Genomic DNA, 18,692 nt, shown 5'->3' on the forward strand with positions numbered 1-18,692 from the left:
ATTAGTAATCAAATTACTAAGGTCTAAAGTCTAAAAATCACCATCTAAAAAACTAATTTCCTCCCCAAGAATCTCGCAAACCAACTGTCTTATTAAATACTAGTTGGTTATCTGTAGAATCGTTATCTACACAAAAATAACCTAAACGTTGAAACTGGAAGCGTTCTCCAATTTTGGCATTTTGCAAGCTCGGTTCAACAAAAGCATTAACAATTTCAAGTGAATTCGGATTTAAATAATCCATAAAATCTTTATCTTTTTGAGCATCAGGAGCTTCGTGTAAAAACAATCGATCATAAACTCTTACTTCGGCTTTTACAGCATGCTTCATAGAAACCCAATGTAAAGTTCCTTTTACTTTTCGTAAACTTTCTTCTGTGCCACTGCCAGATTTGCTAAGCTCATCATAAGTACATTGAATTTCAATGATATTTCCGTTTTCATCTTTTGTACAACTTTCTGCTTTAATGATGTATGCGTTTTTTAATCGAACTTCTCCACCTAATTTTAAGCGGAAAAACTTTTTATTGGCTTCTTCTCTAAAATCTTCTTTTTCGATAAAAATTTCTCTAGAAAAAGGGACTTCTCTATAACCAGCAGCTTCATCTTCTTGATTGTTTTCAGCTTGCAACCATTCTTCTTTCCCCTCAGGATAATTGGTAATCACTAGTTTGATTGGATCTAAAACAGCCATTACTCTATTGGCAGTTTTGTTTAAATCTTCTCTAATTTTAAATTCTAATAAAGCGACATCAATCACATTTTCACGTTTTGAAACCCCTACAGTTTCAATAAAACTTCTAATAGATGCAGGTGTGTATCCTCGTCTTCGCAAACCTGAAATGGTGGGCATTCTTGGATCATCCCAACCAGAAACAATTTTTTCTTCCACCAATTTTAGTAATTTTCGTTTACTCATAATGGTGTAACTTAAATTTAATCTCGAAAATTCTCGTTGTTTTGGCACTAAAGGATAAGTTTCTTTGCTGTAACCATAAACATTATCTTTAAACCAATCATACAATTCTCTGTGAGGTTTAAATTCTAATGAACACAAAGAATGTGAAATTTGTTCAATATAATCACTTTCGCCATGAGCCCAATCATACATAGGATAAATGCACCATTGATTTCCTGTTCTATGATGTGCTTTATGTAAAATTCGATACATCAAAGGATCACGCATTAACATATTTGGAGAACTCATATCGATTTTTGCACGTAAAACATGCTCCCCTTCTTTAAATTTTCCATCTTTCATTCCTTGAAATAAGGATAAATTTTCATCTACAGAACGATTTCTATAAGGACTATTTGTTCCTGGCTCAGTTGGAGTTCCTTTTTGAATTCTCATTTCTTCTGATGTTTGAGAATCTACATAGGCTTTACCATCTTTGATGAGTAAAATTGCCCAATCATACATTTCTTGAAAATAATCAGATGAATAACATTCATTTGCCCAAGTATAGCCTAGCCAAGAAATATCATTTTTAATTGCATCAACATATTCTTGTTCTTCTTTTGCTGGATTTGTGTCGTCAAAACGCAAATTTACAGGTGCATTGTATTTAATGCCCAAACCAAAACTAATGCCAATGGCTTTAGTATGGCCAATATGTAAATAACCATTTGGTTCTGGTGGGAAACGAAAACGCAAGTTTTCTTTAGGCATTCCGTTTGCTAAATCCTCTTCAATAATTTGCTCTAAGAAATTGAGCGATTTTTTCTCTTCAGACATGTTTATATGCAAAAAATTTCGTTGTAAAATTACATAAAATACTTGATTGACATTGAGTATAGTTGACAAATTTGTAAATTGTACCTTTAATTTAAAATCTTAAAATCATGAGTGATCAAATACGAAATTATACCTGTCCAAAATGTTCTTGTAAAACATATAAATTAGGACAAATGCGCGCTACTGGGGGTGTTTTCTTAAAAAATGTTTGATATTCAGACTGAAAAATTTACCAGTGTTACTTGTGAAAGATGCACATATACTGAGTTTTATCGAACAAAAACAAGTTCAATTAGCAATGTATTTGATTTTTTTACAGGTTAAAATGAATGATTTTAAGGCGTTAAATTTTTCATAAACAAAATCAAAAACTCTTTTTTATAGTAAATTTGCGTTGTATGAAAAACGAATCAAAAAAACCCGATTTAGTTGTTTTTAATGAAGAAACGAAGCAATATGATGCTGCTTTAAAACCATATGGAACTTCAGCAAGTGCACCTACAATTAAACCATTAAATACAGCAACTTGGAGAAATGACGGTGTACAAAGAGTTAATAAAAAAATAAAATCGGAGTTTGATGAGGTTAAAAAACAGTATGAAAAATTGTTAGAAAAATTTCATTACAACGATTTGGTTTACAATGCTAATTTTAGCTTTGAACCCAATATTGGTGAAGAATATCATTTGTATAAAGGAAAAAATCAGCAAAATTTTTTATCAATCATTCATCCAAATCAGTGTAATTTTGAACACATAGGTTCTTTTAGATTGAACTCAGATAAAATGTGGGAAAAAGTTGATGCAACAAACTAAATAAAATGGGAATTATCAAAGTTAAAAATATCAAATTGTATGCATTTCATGGATGTTTGGATGAAGAAGCTGCTATTGGTTCTCCATACAGAGTAGATGTTAAGGTGAAAGCTGATTTAAAAAAATCTGCCAAAACAGACGAATTAAAAGATACAGTAGATTATGTGCATTTGAACTTAATTGTTAAGGAAGAAATGGCAATTCGATCTAAATTATTAGAAGAAGTAGCGCAAAGAATTTTGGATCGTTTTTTTGATGAAATCCCAATGATACAAAAAGCAACAGTGGGTGTTTCAAAAATAAATCCACCAATTGGAGGAAATGTGGAAGAAGTGGTCATTGTTTTGACAAAAAAGCGATAAGCATAAAAAAATCTTGCAGTAATTGTAAAATTGCGTAAATTTGCACTCCTTAATTCAAATAAGGTGTCGTGGCCGAGTGGCTAGGCTATGGTCTGCAACACCATCTACAGCGGTTCGAATCCGCTCGACACCTCAAAAAAATCGCAACAATTATTTGTTGCGATTTTTTTATTTTTAAAAAGTGATTGGTAATTTCTTAATTTATGATGAATTTAATCGACTTTTCTTTATTAATTTTTAAAATATACATGCCTTTTGATAACTGATTTATTTTTAAAAATTCAGTTAGCTTACCGCTATTTTTTTCTAAAATCAAACGACCATTGACATCAAATATTTTAATAGATTTTAATTCTTTTTTAATAGATTTTACGTGTAAAATATCATTAGTTGGATTTGGAAAAATTTGGTAAGAAATCTCTTCTATTATTGAATTATCAGTAGTTGATAAAGTTTCTTTAATTAAAAAAGCATCCATAGCTATTGAAGGACTTCCATCTTCATCCCAAGCGCCTTTTGAGTATGAATTCCAATTTTTATGAGCAATTGGTTCCCAATAAAATACACCTAAACCGTTTGCTTGTTTTGTTTTTTCAATAATATAAGTTAAGAATTGATTTGAAATATCTGGTCTATTGCTTGCAAAACCAACTTCTGCCATCATTACGTCTTTATTATATCTCGTTTTTACATCAATCATATTATTATAGGTGTCATTTACCATTGAAACCCAGTTGTTTTCCTCAGGATATAAAGACATTCCTATAATATCTAATCTGCTTGAAATCAATCCATTGTTTATCAATCCATCAATATTCCAACGAAATAAAGGATTGTAGTTTCCATTAGGAAGGTGTAAAATTGTTTTGATAGAATTGTTGAATGCTTTTACAGCATTTGTTCCTGCATTTATGAATTTTGCATAATTTCCAAAACCTCCTGTTGATGCTTTTCCTGAATTCCACAACATTCCATCACTTGTTTCATTGCCAATTTGAACCCATTTTGGTGTAATTCCTTTTGTATTCAATGCGTTTAAAATATCAGTTGTATGATTATAAACCGCTGTTTCTAATTGAGAAATTGAGAAATTTATCCAAGCTACAGGTTTTGTTTGTTGACCAGGATCTGCCCACCAATCACTGTAATGAATGGAAATCATAACCTCTAAACCAGCGTTTTTTGCGAGTTCAGCTTTGACAACTAAATCATCAATATCACACCAACCATTTGCTGATGAAACATCAGGATTTACCCATACTCTTAATCTTACAGCATCTAAATCATATTCTTTTAATAAAGGCATCAATTCTTTTGAATTACCATTGTTATCTTTCCATGAAAAACCACTGTTTTCCATTTCTGTCATCCAGCTAATGTCAGCACCATTATTGATGCGATTTTTGCTAAACTCATATCCTTGTGTATTTTGTAAAATCAATGCAGGCGTGTTCCAATAGCCAGCCCAAGCATTTGCTATCCAATTTGTTTTGTATAAAATTGCTTTTACCTGGTAATAATGTCCATTTGGCAAATTTGTTGACAATTTGTGAACACTTCCAATAAAAAAATTAACTGAATTTTGAATATTTGTTCCGGTTTGTTGATTTTGTAAAGTGCTTTCTGCGATGGTTTTAACAAATTGATTATTTCCATCTAGGATTTCTAAACCAATATAAATGTGATTTCCAATAGAACCAACTTCACTTGAATAGTTGAAGTTAATTGTTAAAGTAGCTCCTAATAAAGGACTTACCTCAAGTGGGTTTTCATTAAAGGAGGTAATTTCTATGGATTGTGAGAAAAGAGTTTTATTATAAAAAACAAAACAGAACAAAATGGCTTTTATTATCTGAAATTTCTGAAACATTTCAAGTTTTTTTTAATATCTTACATATTTATCAAATACAGTTATTACAGGTAAAACATTGCCGTCTTTATCAAAATAAGTTCTGTTAGAAAAGCTTTTGTTAGGAGCAGCAGGTTCCCACCAAAAAATCCCTTTACCTTTATTGTTTGGAATTCCTAAAATTATTTTATGTACCTCTTCTAAAAAATCTTTTTGGCCTTGAGGTGTTTCAGGAAAGGGAGCAGGCTTACTACTATATTCTGCTTGGGCATAATTATAGGCTGTTTCTACCAAAACAATATCTTTATCATATCTTAAGGCTGTATAATGCAAACAATCTTTTAGGTCTAGCAAGCTGCCATGCCACCAAGGATAGTAAGACTGACCAATAACATCAAATTGTATGTTATATGTATTGAGTTTATCAAAAAAATACTTGGTAAATTCTTTGTTTCCCCCTTTATCAATATGAATCATAATTTTGGGAACGGAGTTATTAGCAACACTTGCATAAACTCCATTGATTCCTGCTTTTAGTAATGCTGCAAAATTGTCCCAATTTTCTGGTAATTTACCATAAGGCCAAAGCATGCCAGTACTTATTTCATTGCCAATCTGAACCATATCTGGAGATACATTTGCTTTTCTAAAAGCTTCTAAAGTTTCTTTGGTGTACTCGTAAACTAAATTTTCGATTTCTTTTTGAGTCTTTCCTTCCCATGCTTTTGGTACATGTTGTTTGGCAGGGTCAGCCCAAGTATCTGAGTAATGATAATCTAGTAAAAATTTAAATCCTCGTTGTTTGGCCTCTTTGGCTAAATTGATAGTATATGTAAGGTTGTTTGGAAGTTCAGTAGGACTATGAAATAATCGTAATCGTATCCAATTGTAGCCATGCTCTCTAAAAATTTCAACTACTTTTTTTGATTTCTTATTTTCTTTAAAAGCATATCCATTGTCCTCAGCTTCTTTTGCGAATGATAAATCTGCGCCAATCATGTATTCTTGTGAATTCATTTGAAAACAAATTAAAGAAAGAGCAAAAACTAATGTTAGTTTGTATAATTTTTTCATAATAAATTGTTTAAAAATTTACAAAAGTTGAATGTCAAATAAACTTTAAAATTACGAAATTTCAATTTGATATTTTTTTAAAAAATCATTAATTTAAGTTTATTTTTTATAAAACTCTAAAAATTGCCTAGAAATTTTATCAATTCTGGCACTTTTCTTGTTGCAAATTTCTTATTTTTGAAAGACAATCTACACAACCAACTTCTATGAAATCGCCATTAAAAACAGGTTTTCCTAAGCAAATAACTAAAGAAAATAAGGCGATTACGTATGTGACCTTAAAAAAACAAATTCCACACATATGAAAACGAGACATTTCCTTGTGCTTTTGAGCACTTTTTTACTGATTTTTTCTTGTAAAAAAGATAACATTCAACCCAACAATATTTTTAAATTTAAAGAGTATATCAAGTTTACAACCTCAGGAATTGTATCTGTTGCAGAAAAAATTACAGTGAATCTCGCCAAAGATGTAGAAGGTTGGGAGCCAAATCAAGAAATTTCAGCCGAAATTATTGCTGTAAAACCTTTTGTGAATGGTAAAATTAAAGTACTTAACAATCATGCTTTTGAATTTATTCCTGATGAAAATTTAGCTCCAAATACAGCATATACAGTTACTGTAAAATTGGGTGAATTGTATAAAAATACGCCCAAAAAATTTGAAACATATACGTTTCAATTCAAAACAATTACGCCAAGTTTTAGCATCAAAATGGGTACTATTCAGTCGTATTCTAGAGATTATCAATACATTGAAGGAATGTTACAATCTGCAGATATTATCGATTTGAAGCAAGTAAAAATGTTAATTCAAGCCTCACAAAAAGGGAAATCTAAAAAAATAGTGTGGAATGAATCCTATCAAAAAGAACGATTTTTTGAGTTTAAAATAGACAGTGTTCAGCGTTTTGAAACACAATCTGTTGTTTCGGTTTCTTGGGATGGAAAACCAATTGAAGCCATTACAAAAGGCGAAAATGACATTGCAATTCCAGGAAAAGACAGTTTTAAAGTATTGAGCATTAAACCAATAGATGCCAATGAACAATACATTTCCATCAATTTTTCTGATCCTTTGCAAAAACAACAAAATTTTGATGGTTTGGTTACTATTGAAAATGAAAAAAATCCTCGTTTTATCATCAATGGAAATGAGTTAAAAGTATTTTCAGAAGTAAAATTTTCTGGAAATATCAAAGTGTCTGTTTTTGAGGGAGTTAAAAGTTCTGATGATTTTTCAATCAAAAAATATTTTTCAGAAACCATCACTTTTGAGCAACAAAAACCTGAAATCAGAGCGATTTCAAGTGGCGTAATTTTACCAAATTCGAGCAATTTGGTGTATAATTTTGAAGCTATCAATTTGAAAGCTGTTGATGTAAAAATCATCAAAATTTATGAAAAAAATGTATTGCAGTTTTTGCAAGAAAATAACCTCAATAGCACTGATGAATATCAACTAAAAAGAGTGGGAAGAAGAGTGGCAAAAAAAACCATTACGTTGGTTGCTGACCCCAAAAATTATAGTCAAAATTGGAGAGCTTACAGTGTTGATATTTCCAAAATGGTAGCCACTGAACCAGGTGCTATTTATAGAATTGAAATTAGTTTTGGACAACATCAAAGTTTGTATAAATGCGATGAAAATACCATTTCTAAAGAGATAACTGAAGATGATAATTCAGATAAAGAAGAAAATGAAGAATTGTATTGGGACAATCAATTGTATGATTATCGCGATTATGATTATGACTGGAATGAGCGAAATAATCCTTGTAACAAAGCGTATTATAAAAGTGGTGAGCGTTTTATTGCTCAAAATTTATTGGCTTCAAATCTTGGAATTACTGCCAAAAAAGGAACGAATAATGAGTACTTTTTTGCAATTACAAATATTGTAACTTCCAAACCTGAAGGCAATGCAAAAGTGCAATTGTTCAATTACCAACAACAAGAAATAGCTACCAAAAACACTACTTTAGATGGAATTGCAACCATTACAAGTGAAAAAAATGCTGCTTTTGCTGTCGTTACAAAAGGTAAAAATAAAGGATATATCAAGTTAGAAGATGGTAATACTTTGTCTGTAAGTAATTTTGATGTTGCAGGAACACAAACTCAAAAAGGAATCAAAGGATATTTATATGGCGAACGCGGTGTTTGGAGACCTGGAGATGCTATGTATTTGACATTTTTATTGAATGATATTGAAAATCCATTGCCCAAAAATCATCCTGTAAAATTAGAAATTACAGATCCACAAGGAAAATTGATCTACAAAAAAGTAACTTCAGAAAACGTCAATAATTTTTACACTTTCAATGTACAAACTGCTGCCGAAGCAAAAACTGGAAATTACGAAGCCATGGTTTCTGTTGGTGGTGTCAGATTCTATAAAAATTTAAAAGTTGAAACGGTAAAACCAAATCGTTTAAAAATCAAAGTTGATTTTGAAGACGAAACATTAACAAGTCAAAAACCAATTAACGGAACTGTTGACGTAAAATGGTTGCATGGAACACCTGCAAAAAATTTAAAAATAACGATTACTGCAAAAATTTCAGCAGCAAATTTCAGTTTTAAAAATTACCAAAAATACTTATTTTCTGACCCTTCTAGAAGTTTTGAAACTGAAGAAATTACCTTTTTTGATGGAAATTTGAATGAAAATGGCATTTCGAAAATCAATAAAAATATCAAAATTGGAGAAAATGCGCCTGGCATGTTGCGAGTTCAATTTTTGGTAAGAGCTTTTGAAAATGGAGGTGATTTTTCCATTGATGCATTCACCAAAAACTATGCTCCTTATACTTCTTTTGTGGGATTGAAAACACCAAATCAGGATAAAAATACGGCTTTAAATACCGATGAAAATCAACAATTTTCAATAGTTTCTGTCAACGAAAAAGGAATTCCAATTCAAAATACTGATGTTGAAGTTGTGATTTATCAAATTGCTTGGCGTTGGTGGTGGAGTGCTAGTTATGATAATTTATCAAAATACACTGCAAGCAGTTATCACAAACCATATAAAACGTTAAATATCAAAACAAACGCAAAAGGTGAAGGCACTTTTAAATTGAACATTCCTGAAGCTGAAAGAGGCCGTTTTTTAGTGAGAGTTATTGATAAAAAAAGTGGACATGCCACAGGAGAAGTAGTTTACTTTTACAAAAATTGGTGGGAAAATGCTACTTCAGGAGACAAAGAAGCTGCAAAAATGTTGATTTTTTCATCTGACAAAGAAAAATATACTGTTGGCGAAACTGCAAAAATTACCTTTCCTTCTGGCTCATCAGGAAATGCGTTGATAAGTATTGAAAATGGCACCAAAATTTTAGAAACAAAATGGGTTGCAGTGCAAAAAGGAATGACCACAGTCGAAATTCCAATTACCAAAAACATGGCGCCAAATGTATATGCAAGTATTTCATTATTACAACCTCATCAAATTTCGGAAAACGATTTGCCAATAAGACTTTTTGGAACAATTCCGTTGTTGGTAGAAGATACATCCACCAAATTAGAACCTCAAATTTCGATGCCAAATGAATTGCAGCCAGAAAAGGAATTTTCACTCACAGTTTCCGAAAAAAACAACAAAGCAATGACCTATTCTGTTGCCATTGTTGAAGATGGATTGTTGGATTTAACACGTTTTAAAACGCCAAATGCCTTCGAAAATTTCTTTGCAAGAGAAGCTTTGGGAATCAAAACTTGGGATATTTTTGATGATGTGATTGGCGCGTATTCAGGAAGTGTTGATCAAGTTTTTGCAATTGGTGGAGATGGAAATTTAGAAAAAGGAAAAAATCCAAAAGTCAATAGATTTGAACCTGTTGTCAAATATTTAGGGCCTTTTTATTTAGAAAAAGGGGCAAAAAAATCACATAAAATCAAATTGCCAAATTATATTGGTTCAATTAGAGCTATGGTTGTTGCAGGAAATGTAAAAGAAGAAGCTTATGGAAGTGCAGAAAAAACAGTTCCTGTAAAAAAACCTTTGATGATTTTAGCAACATTGCCAAGAAAATTATCGCCTAAAGAAAAAGTTCGTTTGCCCATCAGTATTTTTACTATGGATGATAAAATTAAAAATGTAACTATCAAAGTCAATACTAGCAAAGGATTGAAAGTAAATGGAAACAATTCACAAACCATCAGTTTTTCAAAATCGGATGAAAAAATGTGTTTTGTTGATTTGGATGTTTTACCTTTAACAGGAATTCAAACTGTTGAAATTTTAGGAACTGCAAATGGTCAAACTTCTTCATACAAAGTGACTTTAGAAGTTGTAAATCCAAATCCAATTGCCTCAAAATTAATAGAAACAGAGTTGCAACCAAATTCTGAGAAAATTATTGATTTTGAAACATTTGGAGTTCAAGACTCTAATGCTGCAATGCTTGAATTGTCTACAATTCCTGCAATTAATTTTACGTCAAGATTGGCATATTTGATTCAATATCCTCATGGATGTTTGGAGCAAACTACCTCAAGTGTTTTTCCACAGTTGTATATGCCTTCCATTTTTGATATTTCATCAGCTAAAAAACAAGAAATTCAGGAGAATATCACGCAAGGAATTCGAAAAATTGGCAATTTTCAAAAACCAAATGGTGGCTTGAGTTATTGGTTAGGAGAAGATGAAATTAGTGATTGGGGAACTTCGTATGCAGGTCATTTTATGTTAGAAGCTGAGAAAAAAGGATTTGTGTTGCCATTAACATTTAAGACGAATTTTATTGCCTATCAAAAACAAGTTGCCCGAAATTGGAGACCAAGTTACAATACATATTTGGGTGATTTAGAACAAGCTTATAGATTATATACATTGGCTTTGGCAAACAATCCTGATTTATCTGCCATGAATCGTTTGCGCGAATTTACAGCATTGTCTAATGATGCAAAATGGCGTTTGGCAGCTGCTTATGTGTTGGTTGGACAAAAAGAAGCAAGTGATGCTATTTTGAAAAACGCCAAATTCGATTTTTCTGAAAGTGATTATTACAATTATGGCTCCAATACCAGAAATGCTGCAATGGCTCTAGAAACAATGTTATTGACAAATAATAAAAACACTAAAGAATTGGCAACTTCCATTGCAAAAGATCTGTCTAGCAATCAATGGATGAGTACACAAACCACTGCTTTTAGTTTGTTAGCAATTGGAAAAATGGTAGAAAAAAACGGAGGAAAATCGCTTAAAATTACCCTTACAAATGGCGAAAAATCCGAGAAAATCGACACAAAATCTTCGTTAATTCAACGAAATTTAGTGGTTAAGAATGGAAAAAATTCCATCCGAATTAAAAATAACGAAAATAATTTGGTGTATGTAAGAATTCTGAATTTTGGAAAACCAGCTCTTGGAAATGAAATTTCTGAAAGTAGAGGTTTGAGTGTTTCATTAAAATACAAAGATTTGAAAGGCGCTCCAATTGCAGTTAATCAGTTGAAACAAGGACAAGATTTTGTGGCAACAATTACAGTAAATAACCCAAAAAACACAACTGTAAATGATATTGCCATCACTCAAATTTTTCCATCAGGATGGGAAATTGTAAATACACGTTTTACTGATTTTGGAACTAACATCAAAAGTGAAGCACGCTATACAGATGTAAAAGATGATCGTGTTCATTTTTATATCGATTTGAAAAAACAAGCCGCAAAACCAGAAACAAAAACCTTTACTGTTTTGTTAAATGCTGCATATTTAGGCAATTATTATTTACCAGGAATTCAAGTTGAAGCAATGTACGACAATGATTATTTTGTAAAAACCAAAGGAAGTTGGATAAAAGTGGTGGAATAATTTATAAAGGCAAAGGGTTTCAGAAATATGCTAAACCCTTTGTTTTAAAATCAATTTTTATTTCAATTTTAGTCTTGTTATATGTGTTTTGTTTGCCCAAAAAGTTGTTTACAAAACCAACATCAACTGTAATTGTAAGCGAAAAAAACGAGTTGTTAGGGGCATTGATTGCAGATGATGGTCAATGGCGTTTTCCGCATGAAAATAAAGTTCCTGAAAAATTTAAAACCTGTGTAGTTCAATTTGAAGATGCTTATTTTTACAAACATCCTGGCTTCAATCCAATTTCTATTTTCAAAGCAGTTTCTCAAAATATTGAAGCGGGTAAAGTTCAAAGAGGAGGAAGCACCATTACGCAACAAGTAATTCGTTTGAGTAGAAATAATCAATCCAGAACGTATTTTGAAAAAATCATTGAAATCATTTTAGCAACACGTTTGGAAATCAGGCATTCTAAGGACGAAATTTTGGCTTTTTGGACATCAAATGCACCTTTTGGTGGAAATGTTGTTGGACTAAATGCGGCTTCTTGGCGCTATTTTAATAGAAAAGCAACAGAACTTTCTTGGGCAGAAGCAGCCACGTTAGCAGTTTTGCCAAACGCACCCAATTTGATATATCCTGGAAAAAATAAGCAACAATTATTGCGAAAAAGAAATCGATTATTGAAAAAATTATTACTTGAAAAAAAGATTGATTCGCTCACGTATCAATTGTCAATTTTAGAGAAAATTCCTGACAAACCATATCCTTTGCCACAAATTGCACCTCATTTATTACAAAAGGTAAATCAACAAAAAAAAGGACAATTCGTTCAAACAACCATTGATAAAAATCTACAACAACAAGCCAATGATATTGTGCAACAGCATTACAATCAACTTTCTAAAAATGGCATTCACAACTTGGCAGTTTTGGTTTTAAATGTAAAAACACGAAAGGTATTGGCGTATGTTGGCAATTCTCCAACATCCAAAAAAAACCAAAAAGATGTTGATGTTATTGACAAACCTAGAAGTACAGGGAGCATTTTAAAACCATTTTTATACGCAGCCATGTTAGATAATGGCGAATTATTACCAAATGCCTTAGTTGCTGATGTTCCAACCAATTTTGGTAGTTATCATCCTGAAAATTTCGATAAAACCTATGCAGGCGCAGTCTCTGCAAAATTAGCGTTGTCAAAGTCTTTAAATGTACCAACAGTAAGCATGTTGCAGCAATTTGGTTTGGAAAAATTTCATCATTATTTACAGCAATTACAGTTAAAAGACATCAAAAAAAGTGCGAATCATTATGGATTGACATTGGCTTTAGGAGGTGCAGAAAGCAACTTATGGGATTTGTCAAAAACCTATGCTTCCATGGCTTCAACCATAAATCATTATTCAGAAAATTCGAGTCGATATTTTACAAATGAGTTTTGCGAACCCACTTTTTATGCTGAAAAAAAAGTAGATTTCGGGACAAAAACTTCCCAAAAAACCATTTTTGATGCAGCTTCTTGCTATCTCACTTTCGAAAGTTTGAAAGAAGTAAACAGACCTGATGCTGAAGAAAATTGGGATTTTTTTGATTCCTCCAAACAAATTGCATGGAAAACAGGCACCAGTTTTGGCTTTAGAGATGCTTGGGCAATTGGCGCAACCAAAGATTTTGTAGTAGGAGTTTGGGTTGGCAATGCTGATGGTGAAGGAAGGCCTGGTTTGGTTGGCGTACAAACTGCAGCACCCATTTTATTTGACGTTTTTGATAAACTCCCAAATTCAGCTTGGTTTGAAAAACCTTTTGATGAAATGACAGAAGTGGAAATTTGCACCAAAAGTGGTTTTAGAGCAACCCAAATTTGTGAAGAAAAAAAGTCAATTTTCATTCAAAATAGTGGTTTAAAAACAGCACCTTGTCCATTTCATGTGCTGGTAAATTTGGACGTTTCTGAACAATATCAAGTAAATACTTCGTGTGAATCTTTTGCGAATATCAAACAAAAATCGTGGTTTGTGTTGCCACCTTTGATGGCTTATTATTACAAAGAAAAAAATCCGTTCTACAAATCTTTGCCAGATTTTCGGAAAGATTGCATTTCTGATGAAAATAACGCTATGAAATTTTTATATCCATCAGAAAAAACCACCATTTTTTTACCCAAAGATTTTGAAGGAAAAACCAACGAATTGATTTTAAAAGTGGCACATTCTAACAAAAATGCTACACTGTTTTGGTATTTGAATAGTACTTTTTTAGGTACAACTAACGAGTTGCATCAAATGGCAATTGTACCAAAAGTTGGATTACATACGATTTCTGTAACTGACAATTTTGGTTCAGAAATTCGGCAAACAATCATCATTAAATAGTGAATTTATTTTATTGAAAAAGAATTTTTTGTGTTTACAAAATCATAAAAAAGGTAAAAAAGATTTGCAACCATTTTGAAATGATTATTTTTATAACCTATTTCGTGAAGAACCTATTTTAAAATGAAAATATATCCTATTGAAACAGGAAATTTTAAATTAGATGGAGGAGCCATGTTTGGCGTTGTTCCAAAATCTATTTGGCAAAAAACCAATCCTGCTGATGCCAATAATTTGATTGAAATGAGCATGCGTTGCTTGTTAATTGAAGACGGAAATCGATTAATTTTGATTGATACTGGTTTAGGAAATAAACAATCAGAAAAGTTTTTTAGTTATTATGCTCTTTATGGAGATTTTTCTTTAGATGCTTCTTTGAAAAAATTAGGATTTCACAAAGATGATATTACCGATGTTTTTTTAACACATTTGCATTTTGATCATTGTGGAGGTGTCATAGAAAAAGACAACAATGGGTTATTAATTCCTGCATTTAAAAATGCCAAAGTATGGTCTAATGACAAACATTGGAAATGGGCAACAGAACCAAATGCTCGTGAAAAGGCGTCATTTTTATCAGAAAATATTTTACCAATTCAAGAAAATGGACAATTGAATTTTATCCATAGAAATGCGAAAGATCAAATGGGTTTTGATGTACTTTTTGTTGACGGACATACAGAAAAGCAAATGTTGCCAATCATTCAATATCAAGGAAAAACCATCGTTTTTATGGCAGATTTGTTACCCACAGTTGGCCATATTCCATTACCCTATGTAATGGGTTATGACACAAGACCTTTATTGACTATCAAAGAAAAAGCGGCTTTTTTAAAACAGGCTGCTGACCATCAATTTTACCTGTTTTTAGAACATGATGCTTACAATGAATTATGTACTGTAAATCACACAGAAAAAGGCATCAGACTAAATACAACTCACCAATTTTCAGAAATATTTAATTAAGAATTTTACAGAAATGAGAATCCTAAAATCACTTTTTTTAAGTGCCTTTGTTGCGCTTTTTTTAGCTAGTTGTTCATCAACTCAAAAAGTTTTGACCTTACCAAATTTTGATGCTCCTGTTAGCATCACTCCTAAAAAACAAGCGTTAACAGAAGAAGAAGAAAAGTTTTGGTCGCATGCAGATTTAATGAAAGATTCCGTTGCAGGTATGAGTTTGGCAAAAGCTTATCAATTTTTAGAAGGCAAAAAAGCAACACCTGTTATTGTAGCAATTGCAGATTCTGGAGTAGATATAGAACACGAAGATTTAAAAGATGTATTGTGGACAAACCCTAAAGAAATCAAAGGAAATAACTTAGATGATGATAAAAATGGTTATATAGATGACATTCATGGTTGGAATTTTTTAGGAAATGCTGCAGGGAAAATCATCAATGCTGATCAATTAGAAATTACACGATTGGTAAAAAAAGGCCGTGAGAAATTTGGCGATAAAAAAGCTGAAGACATCTCTGAAAATGACAAAGCTGCTTTTGAAGCCTATCAAAAATTAGAAGAAGAATATCGTTTAACCATCAGTCAAAAAGAATTTGAAATTCAAGATATGGAACAAACACAAAATAATTTAGAACGTTTGAAAGCTGTTTTTGAAGATGTTAGAAAATTTGCAGGTAAGGAAAAACTGAGAGTTAGTGATTTAGATAGTTTAAAACCAACGAGTTTGCTAATGATTACACAAATAGAAACTCTAAAAAAGATTTTAGAAAATGGCGCTACAGAAGACGATTTGATAAAATATTTAAATGATGTTAAAGAGTATAAAACGGAATTAGTAAAAGCCATGAAAGGCTATGATTTAGATCTTAATGATCGTGCTAATTTAGGAGATAATTTATATGATATCAATGATAAGTTTTACGGGAATAACAATGTAATTGGTGATAAAGACTTGGAAAATCACGGAACACATGTTGCCGGGATTGTTGCTGCATCAAGAGATAATAATAAAGGTGCAAAAGGAGTTGCGAATACTGTAAAAATTATGACAGTACGAGTTGTTCCTGATGGAGATGAACATGACAAAGATGTTGCTTTAGGTATCAGATATGCAGTTGATAATGGTGCAAAAATCATCAATACAAGTTTTGGAAAACGTTTTTCACCTAATAAAGAATGGGTTTTTGATGCCATTACCTATGCTGCAAAAAACGATGTGTTGATTGTGAATGCAGCTGGCAATGATGGAAAAGATATTGATATTCGTGAAACATATCCAAATGATTCTAAAGATTTAAAAACCGAGTTTGCAGATAACGTGATTACGATTGGCGCAAGTAGTTTGTTTTACAATGAAGAATTGGTTGCTGATTTTTCCAATTACGGTAAAATAAATGTAGATGTTTTTGCACCTGGAGTTGATATTTATTCAACAGTTCCAAAAAACGAATACGAACCTTTAAGTGGTACTTCTATGGCAGCACCATCAACATCAGGAGTTGCAGCTTTAATTCGATCGTATTATCCAAATTTGACTGCAAAAGAAGTAAAATATATTTTGATGAATTCAGGTGTAAAAATTGATTTTAAAGTCATCAAACCAGGTTCTCAAACTGAAGAAAATCCAGCAGGAGATTTGGTTCCTTTTGCAGATTTATCAGTTTCAGGGCGTTTGGTAAATGCGTATAACGCGTTGCAATTGGCTGATTATTTATCAAGAAAAAAACAGTAGTCTAAACGCAAAGTTTACGCAAAGAGCGCAAAGAAACTTTGCTTACTTAGCGAACTTTGCGTTTAAATTTTTTAAATATAATTTTAATATCAAACCATGAAAAAAACACTTTTTATATCACTTTCAATGCTTGTGATGATTGCTTGTGCACAAACTAAAGAAACGACTTACAAACAAAAAAAGTCGAAAAATCAATATTATTGGCAGCAACATGCGGATTATACTATGGATATTGATATGGATGTAAATAACTATCAATACAAAGGAATTCAGAAGCTAGTTTATACCAATAATTCTCCTGATGAATTAAACAAAGTTTTTTATCATTTGTATTTTAATGCATTTCAGCCAGGTTCGCAAATGGATATTCGTTCTTTAACGATCAAAGATCCAGATCAAAGAGTTGGAGACAGAATTAGTAAATTAAAACCTAATGAAATTGGCTACATCAAGGTAAATTCATTGAAACAAAATGGCGCTGCTGTAAGTTATGAAACTGTTGGAACCATCTTAGAAGTTACGTTAAACAAGCCTATCAAATCTGGTGAAACTGTAACTTTTGATATGCTTTTTGAAGCACAAGTTCCTGTTCAAATTCGTAGATCAGGTAGAAATAGTGCAGAAAATGTAGCATTGTCTATGGCACAATGGTATCCAAAAATGGCAGAATATGATTTTGAAGGATGGCATACACCTCCATATATTGCTAGAGAATTTCATGGAGTTTGGGGAAATTTTGATGTAACCATTCATATAGATAAAAATTACACCATTGGTGGCACAGGCTATTTACAAAATCCGCAAGAAGTCGGTCACGGTTATGAAGACAAATCAAAGGCTTTGAAATTGCCAAAAGGCGATAAATTGACTTGGAAATTTAAAGCGCCAAGAGTACACGATTTTATGTGGGCTGCAGATCCTGAGTATATTCACGATACTTATAAAATGGAAAATGGCATTGATTTGCACTTTTTCTACAAGAAAACCTTAGAAGAAAAATTCTTAAAAAACTGGAAAGAATTGCAACCAAAAACAGCTGAATTAATGACCTATTTTAGTACCAATGTTGGGCAATATCCATACAAACAATATTCTGTAATTCAAGGTGGAGATGGAGGAATGGAATATGCCATGTCAACATTAGTAACTGGTCAGCGTAACTTTGGAAGTTTATTTGGCGTAACAGCTCACGAAATGGCACATACTTGGTTTCAGTTTTTGTTAGCAACTAACGAAAGTTTACATCCTTGGATGGATGAAGGTTTTACATCTTACATTTCAAACAAAGCAGAGAACGAGATTTTAAAAGAAGGAAAAGAAAATCCGCATTCAGGTTCTTACAGAGGTTATAGAGGAATAGTAGCAAGAGGTTATGAAGAATCTCTTTCTACACATTCTGATAGATATGAAACAAATTGGGCATATGGAACTGCGAGTTACTCTAAAGGAAACATATTTTTGTCGCAATTAGAATATGTAATTGGAGCTGAAAATGTAGCAAATGGAATTAAAAAATACTTTGCAGATTTCAGTTTTAAACATCCAACACCAAATGATATCAAACGTTCCATGGAAAAAGTTTCTGGAATACATTTAGATTGGTATTTAAATGAATGGACACAAACAACTCACACTATTGATTATGGCGTAAAATCGGTAGATGGTTCTATAATAACATTAGAAAGAATTGGTCAAATGCCAATGCCAATTGATATTGAAGTTGTTTATACAGATGGTAGCAAACAAGAATTCAACATTCCAATAGAAATGATGAGAGGTTCAAAACCAACATCAGCCACAGTTTTAAAAGATTGGGCTTGGGCAAATCCAATTTATACATTAGATGTAAAAAAACCTGTAAAATCGGTAATGATTGATAAAAGTGGTTTGATGGCAGATGTAAATCTGGACAACAATACCAATTTGAAAAAAACGAGATAAAGTATTTTATTCATAACTAAAAAAGCGAAGTTTTTACTTC

10 protein-coding genes, 1 tRNA gene and 1 pseudogene are annotated in these 18,692 nt (G+C 31.9%); 9 read left to right on the forward strand and 3 right to left on the reverse strand.

Annotated elements, in window-relative coordinates; genetic code table 11:
• Positions 1-52 precede the first annotated feature (52 nt).
• Positions 53-1,738: a glutamine--tRNA ligase/YqeY domain fusion protein gene (locus WHA43_RS09730; RefSeq protein WP_105046862.1), complete on the reverse strand. Its 1,686-nt coding sequence runs from the start codon at positions 1,736-1,738 to the stop codon at positions 53-55.
• 107 nt (positions 1,739-1,845) lie between these two features.
• On the opposite strand from WHA43_RS09730, the pseudogene WHA43_RS09735 reads away from it, so the two are divergent.
• From WHA43_RS09735 to WHA43_RS09750, 4 genes and pseudogenes are all read left to right on the forward strand, one after another.
• Positions 1,846-2,062: pseudogene (locus WHA43_RS09735) on the forward strand (zinc ribbon domain-containing protein).
• A 74-nt stretch (positions 2,063-2,136) separates the two neighbouring features.
• Positions 2,137-2,553: a DUF2452 domain-containing protein gene (locus WHA43_RS09740; protein WP_105046863.1), complete on the forward strand. Its 417-nt coding sequence runs from the start codon at positions 2,137-2,139 to the stop codon at positions 2,551-2,553.
• 5 nt (positions 2,554-2,558) lie between these two features.
• Positions 2,559-2,915 carry a dihydroneopterin aldolase gene (gene folB, locus WHA43_RS09745; protein ID WP_105046864.1) on the forward strand — a complete coding sequence of 119 codons (357 nt, stop codon included), beginning with the start codon at positions 2,559-2,561 and terminating at the stop codon, positions 2,913-2,915.
• 62 nt (positions 2,916-2,977) lie between these two features.
• Positions 2,978-3,048 (forward strand) — tRNA-Cys (locus tag WHA43_RS09750).
• A 63-nt stretch (positions 3,049-3,111) separates the two neighbouring features.
• Here the strand turns inward: WHA43_RS09750 and WHA43_RS09755 are convergent.
• Together WHA43_RS09755 and WHA43_RS09760 are read right to left on the reverse strand one after the other, a co-directional pair.
• Positions 3,112-4,785 (reverse strand): glycosyl hydrolase 53 family protein, encoded by a 1,674-nt coding sequence (locus tag WHA43_RS09755; RefSeq protein WP_105046865.1) that lies wholly within the window; start codon positions 4,783-4,785, stop codon positions 3,112-3,114.
• A gap of 12 nt (positions 4,786-4,797) precedes the next feature.
• Positions 4,798-5,838 (reverse strand): glycoside hydrolase family 53 protein, encoded by a 1,041-nt coding sequence (locus tag WHA43_RS09760; RefSeq protein ID WP_105046866.1) that lies wholly within the window; start codon positions 5,836-5,838, stop codon positions 4,798-4,800.
• 301 nt (positions 5,839-6,139) lie between these two features.
• Here WHA43_RS09760 and WHA43_RS09765 point away from each other — a divergent pair, with 301 nt between their 5' ends.
• The 5 genes from WHA43_RS09765 (at position 6,140) to WHA43_RS09785 (ending at position 18,652) form a co-directional block, all read left to right on the forward strand.
• Positions 6,140-11,659 carry an Ig-like domain-containing alpha-2-macroglobulin family protein gene (locus WHA43_RS09765; protein ID WP_105046867.1) on the forward strand — a complete coding sequence of 1,840 codons (5,520 nt, stop codon included), beginning with the start codon at positions 6,140-6,142 and terminating at the stop codon, positions 11,657-11,659.
• Positions 11,660-11,763: 104 nt separating this feature from the next.
• Positions 11,764-14,016, forward strand: coding sequence for a penicillin-binding protein 1C (gene pbpC / locus WHA43_RS09770; RefSeq protein WP_340828281.1), 2,253 nt, complete (start codon positions 11,764-11,766; stop codon positions 14,014-14,016).
• A gap of 123 nt (positions 14,017-14,139) precedes the next feature.
• Positions 14,140-14,982, forward strand: a complete 843-nt coding sequence (locus tag WHA43_RS09775) for an MBL fold metallo-hydrolase (protein ID WP_105046868.1) — start codon at positions 14,140-14,142, stop codon at positions 14,980-14,982.
• Positions 14,983-14,995: 13 nt separating this feature from the next.
• Positions 14,996-16,711, forward strand: a complete 1,716-nt coding sequence (locus tag WHA43_RS09780; RefSeq protein WP_105046869.1) for a S8 family peptidase — start codon at positions 14,996-14,998, stop codon at positions 16,709-16,711.
• A 96-nt stretch (positions 16,712-16,807) separates the two neighbouring features.
• Positions 16,808-18,652, forward strand: coding sequence for a M1 family metallopeptidase (locus WHA43_RS09785; RefSeq protein ID WP_105046870.1), 1,845 nt, complete (start codon positions 16,808-16,810; stop codon positions 18,650-18,652).
• Positions 18,653-18,692: the final 40 nt, after the last annotated feature.

Source organism: Polaribacter gangjinensis (assembly GCF_038024125.1).
Lineage (GTDB): Bacteria > Bacteroidota > Bacteroidia > Flavobacteriales > Flavobacteriaceae > Polaribacter > Polaribacter gangjinensis.

Coding starts and splice junctions, on each gene's coding strand:
- WHA43_RS09755 (WP_105046865.1), bottom strand. CDS start 4,785: ATGTTTCAGAAATTTCAGATAATAAAAGCCATTTTGTTCTGTTTTGTT.
- WHA43_RS09765 (WP_105046867.1), top strand. CDS start 6,140: ATGAAAACGAGACATTTCCTTGTGCTTTTGAGCACTTTTTTACTGATT.
- WHA43_RS09785 (WP_105046870.1), top strand. CDS start 16,808: ATGAAAAAAACACTTTTTATATCACTTTCAATGCTTGTGATGATTGCT.
- WHA43_RS09780 (WP_105046869.1), top strand. CDS start 14,996: ATGAGAATCCTAAAATCACTTTTTTTAAGTGCCTTTGTTGCGCTTTTT.
- WHA43_RS09740 (WP_105046863.1), top strand. CDS start 2,137: ATGAAAAACGAATCAAAAAAACCCGATTTAGTTGTTTTTAATGAAGAA.
- folB (WP_105046864.1), top strand. CDS start 2,559: ATGGGAATTATCAAAGTTAAAAATATCAAATTGTATGCATTTCATGGA.
- WHA43_RS09730 (WP_105046862.1), bottom strand. CDS start 1,738: ATGTCTGAAGAGAAAAAATCGCTCAATTTCTTAGAGCAAATTATTGAA.
- WHA43_RS09760 (WP_105046866.1), bottom strand. CDS start 5,838: ATGAAAAAATTATACAAACTAACATTAGTTTTTGCTCTTTCTTTAATT.
- WHA43_RS09775 (WP_105046868.1), top strand. CDS start 14,140: ATGAAAATATATCCTATTGAAACAGGAAATTTTAAATTAGATGGAGGA.